14 protein-coding genes are annotated in these 12,118 nt (G+C 71.3%); 5 read left to right on the forward strand and 9 right to left on the reverse strand.

Features of this window, described 5'->3' with window-relative positions; all coding sequences use genetic code 11:
• Nucleotides 1-9 precede the first annotated feature (9 nt).
• Complete coding sequence (locus tag AL2_RS23500; RefSeq protein ID WP_067636941.1) at nt 10-1,176, reverse strand: acyl-CoA dehydrogenase family protein; 1,167 nt, start codon at nt 1,174-1,176, stop codon at nt 10-12.
• A gap of 125 nt (nt 1,177-1,301) precedes the next feature.
• Here AL2_RS23500 and AL2_RS23505 point away from each other — a divergent pair, with 125 nt between their 5' ends.
• The gene (locus tag AL2_RS23505; RefSeq protein ID WP_067636943.1) at nt 1,302-1,886 is read left to right on the forward strand and encodes a TIGR03086 family metal-binding protein; all 585 of its coding nucleotides are present in this window, start codon (nt 1,302-1,304) and stop codon (nt 1,884-1,886) included.
• A 9-nt stretch (nt 1,887-1,895) separates the two neighbouring features.
• On the opposite strand, the gene AL2_RS23510 is transcribed toward AL2_RS23505, so the two are convergent.
• Nucleotides 1,896-2,276, reverse strand: coding sequence for a VOC family protein (locus AL2_RS23510; protein WP_067636946.1), 381 nt, complete (start codon nt 2,274-2,276; stop codon nt 1,896-1,898).
• On the reverse strand, nt 2,273-3,028 hold the full coding sequence (locus tag AL2_RS23515) for an arsenate reductase/protein-tyrosine-phosphatase family protein (RefSeq protein ID WP_067636948.1): 756 nt from the start codon (nt 3,026-3,028) through the stop codon (nt 2,273-2,275). Before AL2_RS23515 ends, AL2_RS23510 begins: the two co-directional genes overlap by 4 nt.
• Before the next feature lie 131 nt (nt 3,029-3,159).
• Between AL2_RS23515 and AL2_RS23520 the strand changes: the two genes are divergently transcribed.
• From AL2_RS23520 to AL2_RS23530, 3 genes are all read left to right on the forward strand, one after another.
• On the forward strand, nt 3,160-4,386 hold the full coding sequence (locus tag AL2_RS23520; RefSeq protein WP_067636950.1) for an APC family permease: 1,227 nt from the start codon (nt 3,160-3,162) through the stop codon (nt 4,384-4,386).
• 181 nt (nt 4,387-4,567) lie between these two features.
• Entirely contained in the window at nt 4,568-4,852 is a 285-nt protein-coding gene (locus AL2_RS23525) for a hypothetical protein (protein ID WP_067636952.1), read from the forward strand.
• A 71-nt stretch (nt 4,853-4,923) separates the two neighbouring features.
• Nucleotides 4,924-5,541: a hypothetical protein gene (locus AL2_RS23530; protein ID WP_067636954.1), complete on the forward strand. Its 618-nt coding sequence runs from the start codon at nt 4,924-4,926 to the stop codon at nt 5,539-5,541.
• A 28-nt stretch (nt 5,542-5,569) separates the two neighbouring features.
• On the opposite strand, the gene AL2_RS23535 is transcribed toward AL2_RS23530, so the two are convergent.
• Nucleotides 5,570-6,133: a dihydrofolate reductase family protein gene (locus tag AL2_RS23535; RefSeq protein ID WP_067636955.1), complete on the reverse strand. Its 564-nt coding sequence runs from the start codon at nt 6,131-6,133 to the stop codon at nt 5,570-5,572.
• Nucleotides 6,134-6,205: 72 nt separating this feature from the next.
• Nucleotides 6,206-7,387 (reverse strand): fumarylacetoacetase, encoded by a 1,182-nt coding sequence (fahA, locus tag AL2_RS23540; RefSeq protein ID WP_067636958.1) that lies wholly within the window; start codon nt 7,385-7,387, stop codon nt 6,206-6,208.
• 126 nt (nt 7,388-7,513) lie between these two features.
• Here fahA and AL2_RS23545 point away from each other — a divergent pair, with 126 nt between their 5' ends.
• Nucleotides 7,514-8,719 (forward strand): RNA-guided endonuclease InsQ/TnpB family protein, encoded by a 1,206-nt coding sequence (locus tag AL2_RS23545; RefSeq protein ID WP_067636959.1) that lies wholly within the window; start codon nt 7,514-7,516, stop codon nt 8,717-8,719.
• Between the two features lie 14 nt (nt 8,720-8,733).
• On the opposite strand, the gene AL2_RS23550 is transcribed toward AL2_RS23545, so the two are convergent.
• The 4 genes from AL2_RS23550 to AL2_RS23565 form a co-directional block, all read right to left on the reverse strand.
• Nucleotides 8,734-9,570: a hypothetical protein gene (locus AL2_RS23550; RefSeq protein ID WP_067637134.1), complete on the reverse strand. Its 837-nt coding sequence runs from the start codon at nt 9,568-9,570 to the stop codon at nt 8,734-8,736.
• The gene (locus AL2_RS23555) at nt 9,567-10,757 is read right to left on the reverse strand and encodes a homogentisate 1,2-dioxygenase (protein ID WP_067636961.1); all 1,191 of its coding nucleotides are present in this window, start codon (nt 10,755-10,757) and stop codon (nt 9,567-9,569) included. Before AL2_RS23555 ends, AL2_RS23550 begins: the two co-directional genes overlap by 4 nt.
• Before the next feature lie 75 nt (nt 10,758-10,832).
• The gene (locus tag AL2_RS23560; protein WP_067636963.1) at nt 10,833-11,372 is read right to left on the reverse strand and encodes a MarR family winged helix-turn-helix transcriptional regulator; all 540 of its coding nucleotides are present in this window, start codon (nt 11,370-11,372) and stop codon (nt 10,833-10,835) included.
• Between the two features lie 97 nt (nt 11,373-11,469).
• Nucleotides 11,470-12,081 carry a TetR/AcrR family transcriptional regulator gene (locus AL2_RS23565; RefSeq protein WP_067636965.1) on the reverse strand — a complete coding sequence of 204 codons (612 nt, stop codon included), beginning with the start codon at nt 12,079-12,081 and terminating at the stop codon, nt 11,470-11,472.
• Nucleotides 12,082-12,118 lie beyond the last annotated feature (37 nt).

The following is a 12,118-nucleotide window of genomic DNA, read 5'->3' on the forward strand; positions in this document are numbered from 1 at the left end:
CACCGCCGGTCAGACGAGGACGACCGGGCCGGGGTCGAGGCCCAGCCCGATCCGGCCGTAGAGGGCGTAGGACGCGTCCGGGTCGAAGACCACATGTCCAGAGATCGTATTCACATCGCGCTGCGCCCGCTGGAACGGGGAGGACGTGAACTGCGCGCTCGCACCGGCGGCGGAGCACAGCTCGTTCACGACCCGGTGCGCGGTCGCGGCCACGTGCGCGGCGACGAGCCGGGCCCGCGCCCGGTCCGTCATGCCGAGGACACGGCCCTCGGCGATGGTGCGGGCCACGGCCCGCAGCGCGTCCTCCAGGAGCAGGCGGGCGGCGGCGAGGTCGGCCGTCGCCGCGGCGAACCGGATCTGCCCGCTCATCAGGTCGCGCTGCCGCTCACCGCTGTAGGACATCACGCGTGTCGTCATCCGCTCGGTGAACCGTGCCAGCACCCCCTCGGCGGCGCCGAGCACGGGTGCCGCGCCGGTCAGCGCGAACACCGGCACCAGCGGGGTCCGGTAGAGCGGACTCGGGTGGACGGCGGCTCCCGGCGAGCGTCCGGCGGTCAGCTCCAGCAGCGGTACGGAGCGGTGCTCGGGGACGAAGACGTCCGGCACCTCGATGTCGTTGCTGCCCGTGCCCCGCATCCCGCTCGTGTGCCAGACGTCGTGGACGGTCACGTCCTCGCGCGGCATGAGGAAGAGCCTCGGCTCGATCGTGTCGCCGACGGTGACCAGCGCCATGACCATCACGTGGTCGGCGTGCATGATACCGCTGCCCCACGACCAGCGGCCGGTGACGGTGTGGCCGCCGTCCACGGGCTGCGCGGTGCCGGACGGCGACAGGACGCACGGGATCAGCGCGTACGGCCGCTCCGCCCACACCTCGGCCTGGGCCCGCTCCGGGAACAGCCCGACCATCCAGTTGTGCAGCGTGTAGATCACCGACAGCCACCCGGTGGAGGCGCAGGCCGCGCCCGCCTCCCGGCACGCCGCCGCCATCTCCTCGAAGCCCAGCTCGGGCCCGCCGAACTTCGCGGGGACCAGCATGCCGAACAGCCCGGTCGCGGCGAGGTCCGCGATGGTCTCGTCGGGCAGCCGGCGGGCCGCCTCGGCGGCCTCGGCACGCTCGGCCAGCACGAGCGCCAGCTCCCGGACACGCTGCACGATCTCGCTTCCATACTCCATGGTACGGAGACCATACTCGCAGGTATGGTGACGCGCCAGAGGCGACGGTCACGGATTCTTACGGTGGCCGGACGTAGCGTGGAACATCGGTCACTTGGAAGCATCGGTCACTTGGAGGTGCGGGTATGACTTCGTCCCCTGTGCAAGATCTGGCCACGGTGCTGGCGGTGGCCGGTGACCTGGTGGCCGGCGTCCGCCCCGGCCAGTGGGACGACCCGACCCCGTGCACGGACTGGAACGTCCGCCAACTGGTCGGTCACGTGGTCTTCGGCGACCGCATGTTCGCCGCGATCCTGCGCGGCGAGGCACCCCCGCCGCCGAGCGCCCTCGGCCCGCAGGACACCGGCGTGCTCGGCGACGACCCGGTGAAGGCCCAGCGCACGGCCGCCCAGGACCTGCTCACCGCGCTGTCCCGGCCGGGCGTGCTGGAACAGATCGTCCAGGTCCCGGTCGGGCCGGTGCCCGGTGTCGCGGCCGCGCACATCCGCGCCGTCGAGGCCGTCGTCCACGGCTGGGACCTCGCCCAGGCCACCGGGCAAGAACCCCGCTTCCCGGACGACATCGTCCGGCAGGTGCTGGAGTTCAGCCGCGCCAAACTCGCCGACATCCCACCCGGCCGCACCCCGTTCGGACCACCGCAACCGGCCCCCGCCGACGCGCCGCCCATCGTCGAACTGGCCGCCCTGCTGGGCCGCCCCGTCGGCCGATGACCCCCGTTGTCAGTGGGCGGCGGGTTCGAACAGTTCGATGAGGTTGCCGGCGGGGTCGGTGAGCAGGATCTGCCGTCCGCCGGGGCCTGCGACCACGTCGCCCTGGAACGTCAGCCCGGCGGTGCGCAGGCGATCGATCTCGGTGTCGAGGTCGCCGACGATGAGGTGGATGCGGTTGCGTCCGGGGACGGCGGGCTCGGGAGTGGCGCGGGCGCCCGAACTGGCCGGCCCGGACAGCAGCAGCCGCAGCCGCCCGCGAACCACGTCCGCGAAGGCGGGCGCCGGGTTGGTGCGCAGCGTGAAGCCGAGGTGGGTGGTGTAGAAGTCGACGGCCGCCTGGACGTCGTCGACGAGATAGCGGATGCTTGCGAGCTGGTCGGGCGTCGTCATGGCCGATCCTCCCGTGATGGACGGACGAGTTGGGGCAGCAGATGGCGGACGCGGGTGTCGATCTCCGCCGCCGTGCCGGCGAAGGCGGCGTCCCCGGCCATGGCCGGGTCCGGGATGCTCCAGTGCACGCGCCGCGGATGGTCGCCGAAGTCGGGGCAGACCTCGCGGACCTTGTCGCACAGGGTGATCACGTAGTCGAACCGGCGGCCGTCCAAGGCGCCGAGATGCCGGGGTCGCCGGTCGGAGATGTCGATGCCGAAACGCTCGTTCAGCACCCGCACGGCCTCCGGGTGCATCTGCTGCCTCGGGTGGCTTCCCGCGCTGGCCGTCTCGATGCGGCCGCCGCTGCGGTGCCGGAGCAGCGCTTCGGCGATCGGTGAACGGGCGCTGTTGCCGGTGCAGGCGAACAGCACGACCGGCCGGTCGTCCGGTGACTCCAGCGGCGGGACCGGAGCGGCGCCGAGCGCGGGGTGCAGGGCGGCGCCGGTGGCGGCGAGTGCGTGCGCGCAGCGTTCCAGGTCCAGGTGGTAGTAGCTGTCCCGCCCGTCGAAACCGCTGCGGCGCGCGGTGACGAGCCCGCCGCCGCGCAGCTGCCGCAGGTGATAGGAGACCAGGTTCTGCGGCTGGCCGATCAGGTCGACCAGCTCGCGCACCCGGTAGTCGCTCACGGACAGCTCGCTCAGCAGCCGCCACCGCAACGGGTGCGCGGCCAGCCGCACGAAGGCCGGAGCGGCTTGATCCGAGAGCTCCATGTCGCGATAATACATCAAATCAGTTTGATGCAACTAGCCTCGGAGGGCCGGAAGTGTTCTCGCCACGGTCGGACGACGGACCCGGCTCACCCGAGCCCGCCCGGGAGGGCTCCGGTCGCCTGGCGCGCCGCATGGGCACCGGGGACGCGGTGGTCATCGGCCTGGGGTCGATGATCGGGGCGGGCGTGTTCGCCGCGTTCGGCCCCGCCGCCCGCGCGGCCGGCACCGGCCTGCTCATCGGCCTGGCCGTCGCGGCGGTGATCGCGTACTGCAACGCGGTGGCGTCCGCGCAGCTGGCGGCCGTCTACCCGACCTCGGGCGGCACGTACGTCTACGGACGGGAGCGGCTCGGCCAGTGGTGGGGCTTCGCGGCCGGGTGGGGCTTCGTGGTCGGCAAGACCGCGTCGTGTGCGGCGATGGCGCTCACCTTCGCGTCCTATGCGGTGCCCGGCCCGTGGTGGGTGCGACGGACCGTGGCGGTCGCCGCCGTAGTGGGCCTGGCCGCGCTCAACTACCGCGGCGTCACCAGGACCGCGCTGGCCACCCGCGTTCTGGTCGCGACCAGCCTGACGGCGCTGGCCGTCGTGGTGATCGGGATCGCGGCCGGCGGCGGCGCGAGCACGGCGAACCTCTCCGGCCCGGGCGCCGGCGGCGTCTACGGCATCCTCCAGTCCGCCGGGCTGCTGTTCTTCGCCTTCGCCGGTTACGCGCGCATCGCCACCATGGGCGAGGAGGTCCGCGACCCGCGGCGCGTCATTCCCCGCGCCATCCTCCTCGCCCTGTCCATCGCGGTGGCGGTCTACCTGATCGTCGGCGCGGCCGTCCTGCTGGCCGCCGGCCCGCAGCGCCTCGCCGCCGCCGCCGCGCCGCTGACCACCGCGGTCCAGGCCGCCGGCGCCGGGTCACTGGCGCCCGTGGTGCGCGTCGGGGCGGCCCTCGCCGCACTCGGCGCGCTGCTGTCGCTGATCGCCGGCATCGGACGCACCGCCTTGGCGATGGCCCGCAACCGCGACCTGCCGAACTGGCTGGCCGCCGTCCACCCTCGCCACCAGGTCCCGCACCACGCCGAGATCGCCCTCGCCGTCGCCGTCAGCGCGCTGGTCGCCACCGTCGACCTGCGCGGCGTGATCGGGTTCTCCTCCTTCGGCGTGCTGATCTACTACGCCATCGCGAACGCGTCGGCCTTCACCCAACCCGCCCCCGACCGGCGCTGGCCGCGCGTCCTCAACGTGCTCGGCGCCGCCGGCTGCCTGACCCTGGTCGCCACCCTGCCCTGGCAATCCGTCCTGGCCGGCGCCGCCATGTTCGCGATCGGCCTCGCCGGCCGCAAGGTCGCGCTATCCCTGCATGGCAGCTGATCTGCAGCTGGGACAACGGCGCCGGCGTCCATCGAGATTTGCCGTGCGGAGCCCTTGTAAGGCCCCGGAACAGTGGTGGCGCGGCGAGGGACGCCGGTGGCCTGATCAGGCCATCTGAAGATCCACTGGCCCGCGCCCGCTATGATCATCCAGCTTTGTCACGCACATTCAGAAGGACAGTATGAATATCGACTTCAGCGCCGATGCCGCATTCTCGTGGTACGTGGTGTTTCTGCTGGTGTCCGGCTTCGGCATGCTCCTCATGGCGGCCATCGGGGGCGGCCAGAGCGTCGGCGAAAGGCTGCTCAACCTCGCGTTCGGCGTGGGCTTCCTCGGCTATGCCGTGTACCTGGGATTCATCTTCGACGGCGGCGAGTACTTCATGTTCTTCTACGCCTTCATTCTGCCGGTCGTCATGCTCTTCAGGTTCGCGGGCGCACTGTTCGGCGCGCGCCAGCGCGCCTGAGCTCTGGTGGCCGCCGGGGTTCTCCGGCAGGATGCGGTGGGTCTTGCGTGCCGCGGCCCGGGGGAGGGCTCATGGACATACTTCTCGTTCTGCTGCTGGTCGCGGTGTCCCTGGGCGGGCTCTTCCTGATGCATCGGCGGGCCGGCGGCTCGGTGAAGCGCGCGTTCAAGGGGACGCCCCCATCGACGGTCGCGGACGCCCCGGCGACCGGCACGTGCCGGTTGTCGGGGCGGGCGATCGCGGTCGGAGCCGTCCCGGCGAGCGAGGCCAGCGGACGCCCCTACCTCGCCCGCGAGCTGGCGATCGTCCCGAGTTCGGACGGCTCCGGCGGGACGCACCGCTTCGAGCAGGCGGTCGACTTCCTCCTCGACGACGGCACCGGCGTCGCGCTGGTCAGAGCGCCGGGCGGACGGGTCGCGGCCGAACGGGATTACACGGCCCCGGTGACGACGCTCGACAAGGCCCCCTGGGCGGACCGGCTCCTGCGCGCGGACGGCTACCGCAACGGTTCCCCGGCGACCTGCCGCATCCGCGTGTACGAAGGAGTGATCGAAGCGGGCGCCCAGGTCGGCGTCCTGGGCCGGGCCGAGCCACCGGACGCCGAAGCCCGCGAGCTGGGAGCGACCCTGGTGATCAGAGGCACAGCGTCCGAACCGGTCATGATCCGCCCCGAGCCCCCCGCCCTCTGAGCACGACCCCGCGTGGCCTGCGACAGGGCTAGCGCGCTACGCGGTAGCGGTGGTAGACGACCTTCGAGTTGAAGTCGCGGGTCTCGACGAGTTCGAGGTCCACCCGGCGCTCGTGCTGCGGGAAGAACGGAAGGCCACCGCCGACCAGGACCGGGTAGACCCGGATCCGGTACTCGTCGATCAGGTCCAATGCCGCCGCCTCGGCGGCGAGCGTCGCGCCGCCGATCGCGATGTCGCCCTCCCCCGGCTCGGCGCGCAGCCGCTCGACCTCATCCGCGAGGCCGCCGGAGGCAAGGCGGGCATGGCCCTGCACCGCCGACAGCGTGGTGGAGAACACCACCTTCGGGAGCGCCTTCCACAGCGCGGCCCATTCGAGATTCGCGTCGTCGAGCGATGGATCCTGGTCGGCGGTCTCCCAGACCAGCATCGTCTCGTACAGCCGCCGGCCCAGCAGGTGGACGCCGACCTGCCGTATCTCGTCGATCCAGGAGCGAAAGACGTCCTCGTCGGGCGCGGTCCAGTCGAAGCCGCCGTCCGGCCCGACGATGTAGCCGTCAAGTGAGACGCTCATCGAATAGGTCACGCTGCGCATCGGGAGTCCTCCTCGGTGACGGGTCCGACAGTACGACCGCCGTACCCCGCAGAACTCATCGCGCCTCGATGCTCAGTGGGGCAGTTCGTCCCGCCCGGCTTGGACCCGGCCCTTGACTTCGCCGAAGCCTATGCGGGCGCCGGACGGGCCGGGGGCGGTGGCGGTGATGCTGACCTCGTCACCGTCCTCCAGGAAGGTGCGGGGTTCGTTGTTGACCTGGATGGGTTCCTTGCCGCCCCAGGTCAGTTCGATGAACGCGCCTCGCTGCTCCTTGGCGGGGCCCGAGACCGTGCCCGAGGCGAACAGGTCGCCGGTGCGGGACGAGGCGCCGTTCACCGTCATGTGCGCGAGCATCTGGGCGGGGGACCAGTACATCTCGCGGTAGGGCGGACGGGAGACGACCTGGCCGTTCCAGGAGATCTCAAGAGTCAGGTCCAGGCCCCACGGGTTCTTCTCGTGGAGGTAGGGGAGAGGCTCGGGGTCTTGGGGCGGGGTTGCTACGCGGGCCGCTTCCAAGGCGAGGAGGGGGACGACCCAGTGGGAGATGGACGTCGCGAAGCTCTTCCCTAGGAAGGGGCCAAGGGGGACGTACTCCCATGCCTGGATGTCGCGGGCCGACCAGTCGTTGACCAGGACGACGCCGAAGACGCGTTCGGAGAAGTCCTCTGTGGTTACCGGGGTGCCCAAGGGAGAACCCGTGCCTACTACGAAGCCGACTTCCGCCTCGATGTCGAGGCGGCGGCTCTCACCGAAGGTCGGTGCGTCCTCGCCCTTGCGCTGCCCCAGGGGACGGACGATCTCCGTCCCGGACGGGATGACCGTGCCGGCGCGGCCGTGGTAGCCGACCGGGAGGTGCTTCCAGTTCGGCATCAGCGGTTCGGCGCCGGGGCGGAACAGGCGGCCCAGGTTGGACGCGTGGTGTTCGGAGGCGTAGAAGTCGACGTAGTCGGCGACCTCGAACGGCATGTGCAGGGTGACCGCGTCCAGAGGGTGGACGGCCTCGTCCGGGATGTCGTCCGACACCAGGTCGAGGATCTGTTCGCGGACCTCTACCCAGCGCGAGTGGCCCTGCGCCATGAACGGGTTCAGGGACGGTGCCGCGAAGACGTCGTCGCCCAGGGCGAGGGCCAGGTCTACGACGTGATCGGCTACTCGGACGCCCGCGCGTGGGGTCGTGCCAGGGGTCGAGAAGACGCCGTACGGGAGGTTGGCGAGCCCGAAAAGGGAGTCTCCGGGGATCGCTATGCGGGTCATCTAAAGCTCCTGAGTGTGGAGACCCCGGGCTTTAGCCCTGGGGAGGAAACACGCCCCCGCGCGATGCCCGGGTGTCACCTCGAACATGTGGGCGAACCTCACCGGCGGGAAGATAGGATGTGAGGCATGGCGCGGCAGGTGAAGCGGGCTTTCCGGTACCGCTTCTATCCCACGGGCGAGCAGGCGGCGGAGCTGTCCCGCACGTTCGGCTGCGCACGCCTGGTGTACAACCGGGCGCTGGAGGAACGCACCCGCGCCTGGTACACCGAGCAGCGCCGCGTCTCCTACGTGGAGACCTCCGCGCTCCTCACCGAATGGAAGAAGACCGGGGAACTGGCGTTCCTGGGCGAGGTGTCGAGCGTGCCGCTGCAGCAGGCGCTGCGGCACCTGCAGACCGCGTTCACCAATTTCTTCGCCGGACGCGCCGCCTACCCCCGCTTCAAGTCGCGGAAGAAGTCCCGGCAGAGCGCGGAGTACACGCGGTCGGCGTTCACGTGGCGGGACGGCCGGTTGACGCTGGCGAAGATGTCCGAGCCGCTGGACATCCGATGGTCCCGGCCGCTGCCCGAGGGCGCCGAACCGTCCACGGTCACAGTGTCGCGTGACGCGGCGGGGCGGTGGTTTGTGTCCCTGCTGTGCCAGGACGCCATCGCCCGCCTGGACCCGGTGGAGACGGCCGTGGGCATCGACGCCGGGGTGAGGTCGCTGGTGACGCTGTCGACCGGGGAGAAGGTCACCAACCCCAGGCACGAGCGCCGCGACCGGGAACGCCTGGCCCGCGCGCAGAAGGACCTGGCCCGCAAGACCAAGGGGTCGAACAACCGTGACAGGGCCCGGCAGAAGGTGGCGCGGATCCATGCGCGGATCACCGACCGCAGGCGGGACTTCCTGCACAAGCTGTCGACTCGGCTCGTCCACGAGAACCAAGTGGTCGTGATCGAGGACCTGAACGTCGCGGGCATGGTCGGCAACCACTCCCTGGCCCGCGCTATCTCGGATGCGGCGTGGCGGGACCTGCGGACCATGCTGGAGTACAAAGCCGACTGGTACGGCCGCGAACTGGTGGTGATCGACCGCTGGTTCCCCTCCAGCAGGCTGTGCGGGGCGTGCGGCACGGTCGCCGGGGCGATGCCCCTCGACGTGAGGGAATGGGAGTGCGGGTGCGGCGCCCGCCATGACCGCGACGTCAACGCCGCGAAGAACATTCTGGCCGCCGGGCTGGCGGTCACGGCCTGTGGAGCCGACGTAAGACCCAAACGGCGCAAGCCGAGCGGGCAGACGGCGACGAAGCAGGAAACCCAACCGGCGACGGTTGGAATCCCCCGCCTTTAGGCGTGGGGAGGAAGTCAACGAGTGCTCTCCTGGAGCGCGGACGCCAGCAGGCCCAGGTCCGCGAGTTCGTTCAAGGGGTCGGTGATGCTGCACGTCCCGAAGGACACGAAGCGGCCCCGGGCGGCGATCGTCCGGGCCTCGCCGAGCGAGGAGACGCGGGACGTGATGGACGGGGCGTCCCGGTCGGCGAGGATCGCGGCCAGTTCGGGGACCGGACGGCCGCGCAGGGCGGCGTCCGTCGCGAGCAGCAGGTTCAGGAAGCCGTGCTGGTGGAAGCCGGTCTCCGGGTCGGTGTTGCGGACGGGGTGGTGCAGCCCCGCCGTCGCCTTGAACGGCACGCGGGCGTCCACGACCGCCTTGATGCCGGTGGCCAGTTCGTCCGGGTCCGGGTAGAGGTGCGCCTTCACGCCGCCGGTGCGGAACTTTGCGCGGTGCCGGCGGGCCGCCACCTCGGCGATCATCGCGGGACGGCGGTCGTCGCGCGGGATCTCGACATAGACGGGCACGGTGGCGCGGCCGAGCAGGCGGAAGAACTCGTCCGGCTGCATGCCGGCCGGGACGGCGACCTCCAGGCCGCGCACGGTGATCGGCAGGTCGGCGGCGGTGAGCAGGGCCTTCGCGGCCTGGCACGGCCCGCCGGGCGCGGTGACCGACACGTCGAGGGGCTCCCCGGCGAGCAGCGGGTACAGCTCGTCCAGCGCGGTCGCGGGCACGACGAGGGGGCCGACGAGGCCGGCGTACGGGGCGGCGCGGTGCGCGCGGTGGGCCGGGACGGCGCCCGCGAGCGGCGCGAGGCCCGGCGGGAAGACGGCCGCGTCGTCGCACAGGCCGAGAGCGAACGCGGGAATCATCGCCGGCCCGCCCACGTCCAGGCATAGGCCGGGTCGTCGCAGGCCAGGCCGCCCTCGCCGAGTTCGAGCGGGTGGAAGGTGTCGACCATGACGGCGAGTTCGTCGAAGAACTCGACGCCGATGCTGCGCTCGTAGGCGCCGGGCTGCGGGCCGTGCGCCAGGCCGCCGGGGTGGACGGAGACCGAGCCCTGCCCGATGCCGGAGCCCCTGCGCGCCTCGTAGTCCCCGCCGCAGTAGAACATGATCTCGTCGGAGTCGACGTTGGAGTGGTAGTAGGGCACCGGGATCGACAGCGGGTGGTAGTCGACCTTCCGCGGCACGAAGTTGCACACGACGAAGTTGTGGCCCTCGAACACCTGGTGGACGGGCGGCGGCTGGTGGACGCGGCCGGTGAGCGGCTCGAAGTCGTGGACGCTGAACGTGAACGGGTACAGGCAGCCGTCCCAGCCGACGACGTCGAAGGGGTGCCGCGCGTAGGTCATGCGGGTGCCGACGATGCCGCGCGAGGTGCGGTGCTTGACGAGGACCTCGACGTCGGTCTCGTCCGAGATGAGGGGATCGGACGGCCCGTGCAGGTCGCGTTCGCAGTACGGGGCGTTCTCCAGGAACTGGCCGTAGCGGGAGAGGTAGCGCTTCGGCGGTGCGACGTGGCCGGTCGCCTCGATCGCGTAGGCGCGCAGCGGCTGGTCGCCGGTCGGCAGCCACCGGTGGGTGGTGGACGTCGGGATGATGACGTAATCGCCCTGTCCGGCGGACAGCGTGCCGAAAACCGTCTCGACCGTGGCGGTGCCCGACTCGATGTAGACGATCTCGTCGCCGGTCGCGTTGCGGTACAGCGGCGAGTCGGCGGCGGAGACGACATAGGAGAGGCGTACGTCGTTGTTGGCGAGGATCACCCGCCGCCCGGTGACGGCGTCGGTCTCGGCCCAGGTCTCCTTGGGGAACAGCTCGTGCAGCTTCAGATGCCGGGGCTTGAGCGGGTGGTTGGGGGTCGTCGCCATGTCCGGGACGTCCCAGACCCGGGAGTCCACGATCGCGGACGGGATGTCCCGGTGGTACAGGAGGGACGAGTCGGACGAGAACCCCTCTTCGCCCATCAGTTCTTCGAAGTAGAGCCGCTCGCCGCCGTCCCTGTGCTGGGTGTGGCGTTTCGGCGGCACGTGGCCGACCCGACGGTAGTGGGCCATGTCCCTCGCCTCCGATGATTAACGCATTAACTACTTTGTGCCGACACTACGACTCTTCTCCCGTCCAGGGAAGGGTTAACTGCGTTCCCGTGCGCCGAAGGCGGTACGGCCGGAGATGAGCTTGTCCAGCAGCATGATCAGCATGCGCTGCTCGGTCTCGGTCAGCGTGCCCGCCCACTGGCGTTCGCGCTCGTGCTGCCCGGCGAAGATCTCCAGCATCGCCTCCCGGCCCCGCTCGGTCAGCGACAGGATCACCGACCGGCCGTCCCGCTCGCCGGGGGCGCGGGCCATCATGCCGTCCGCGATCAGCGTCTTCGCGAGGTTGGAGACCGCGGCCCGGCTCATCCCGGCGAGCGTGGCGGCGCGCCCCGGCTCCAGCGGCCCGGCCAGCCACGTCACGAACAGCAGCCGGAACCCCGCCCACGAATGCCCGCGCGGCCGGTGCACCGTGGACTCCAGGTCATAGGTGACGATCGCCGAGGCCCGGTTGAGGGTGAGCAGCAGCCGGGTCGCGAGCCGGTCGGAGAACCCGAACTCCTCCGAGAGCCGCCGTCCCGCGAGGTCGACGAACGTCCAGAAGCCGGGATCGTCCCGTTCGCCGTCTTCCGCGCTCATGGCCTCGCATCCCAGATCCGGTTCATAGTTTGACTATTTAACCGGGCGGACGGCCGGTGTGTCAGCGAGGGATCACCCGGGAGGGCGTTCCGCGCTGCTAGCGGAACTCGCGGGCGATCTCGGTGAGGGCCTCGTCGACCGCGTCGGGCATCGTCCGGACCGGCTGCTCTTCGATCCAGGTCAGCGACGCGATGCGGAGGGCGGTCATGAAGGCGCCGGCCATGATGCGGGGGCGGAGGCCGCCGGGCGGGAGGCCGTCGCGGGCGGCGATCAGCTCGGCCAGGGAGCGTTCGAGTCCGGCGTAGTGGGCGAGCTGCCGGGCCAGCACGGACGGGTGGTTGCGGGCGAGCCGGACCTGCGCCGCCCACTGCGGGTCGAGCGCGCCGAACTGGTCGTGGACGGCGTCGAACGACGCCCGCAACGCCGTCCAGGACGACTCGTCCGGCGGACGTTCCTCGAACGTCTCCAGCAGGGACCGCATCCGCTGCTCGCCGCTGTAGAGGAGCGCCTCCTCCTTGCCGCCGAAGTAGTTGGAGAAGGTGCGCCGGGAGACGCCGGCGGCGTCCGCGATCGCCTCGACGGTGACCTCGTCCAGGCCGTGCTCGACGGCGAGGCGCATCGCGGCCTCGTGCAGGGCGCGGCGCGTCGCCTCCTTCTTGCGCTCGCGCAGGCCGCCCTTGGGCTCGCGCAGTCCGCCGGAGGTCTCCATGGTCAGCCCAGCCTACTCACGGTTCGCGCAGGACCCG

Origin of the sequence: Actinomadura latina NBRC 106108, from assembly GCF_001552195.1 — a bacterium.
GTDB classification, from domain to species: domain Bacteria; phylum Actinomycetota; class Actinomycetes; order Streptosporangiales; family Streptosporangiaceae; genus Spirillospora; species Spirillospora latina.

Coding starts and splice junctions, on each gene's coding strand:
- AL2_RS23530 (WP_067636954.1), top strand. CDS start 4,924: ATGGACATACTTCTCGTTCTGCTGCTGGTCGCGGTGTCCCTGGGCGGG.
- AL2_RS23555 (WP_067636961.1), bottom strand. CDS start 10,757: ATGGCCCACTACCGTCGGGTCGGCCACGTGCCGCCGAAACGCCACACC.
- AL2_RS23560 (WP_067636963.1), bottom strand. CDS start 11,372: ATGAGCGCGGAAGACGGCGAACGGGACGATCCCGGCTTCTGGACGTTC.
- AL2_RS23510 (WP_067636946.1), bottom strand. CDS start 2,276: ATGACGACGCCCGACCAGCTCGCAAGCATCCGCTATCTCGTCGACGAC.
- AL2_RS23515 (WP_067636948.1), bottom strand. CDS start 3,028: ATGGAGCTCTCGGATCAAGCCGCTCCGGCCTTCGTGCGGCTGGCCGCG.
- AL2_RS23525 (WP_067636952.1), top strand. CDS start 4,568: ATGAATATCGACTTCAGCGCCGATGCCGCATTCTCGTGGTACGTGGTG.
- AL2_RS23505 (WP_067636943.1), top strand. CDS start 1,302: ATGACTTCGTCCCCTGTGCAAGATCTGGCCACGGTGCTGGCGGTGGCC.
- AL2_RS23565 (WP_067636965.1), bottom strand. CDS start 12,081: ATGGAGACCTCCGGCGGACTGCGCGAGCCCAAGGGCGGCCTGCGCGAG.
- AL2_RS23520 (WP_067636950.1), top strand. CDS start 3,160: ATGGGCACCGGGGACGCGGTGGTCATCGGCCTGGGGTCGATGATCGGG.
- AL2_RS23550 (WP_067637134.1), bottom strand. CDS start 9,570: ATGATTCCCGCGTTCGCTCTCGGCCTGTGCGACGACGCGGCCGTCTTC.
- AL2_RS23545 (WP_067636959.1), top strand. CDS start 7,514: ATGGCGCGGCAGGTGAAGCGGGCTTTCCGGTACCGCTTCTATCCCACG.
- fahA (WP_067636958.1), bottom strand. CDS start 7,387: ATGACCCGCATAGCGATCCCCGGAGACTCCCTTTTCGGGCTCGCCAAC.
- AL2_RS23500 (WP_067636941.1), bottom strand. CDS start 1,176: ATGGAGTATGGAAGCGAGATCGTGCAGCGTGTCCGGGAGCTGGCGCTC.
- AL2_RS23535 (WP_067636955.1), bottom strand. CDS start 6,133: ATGCGCAGCGTGACCTATTCGATGAGCGTCTCACTTGACGGCTACATC.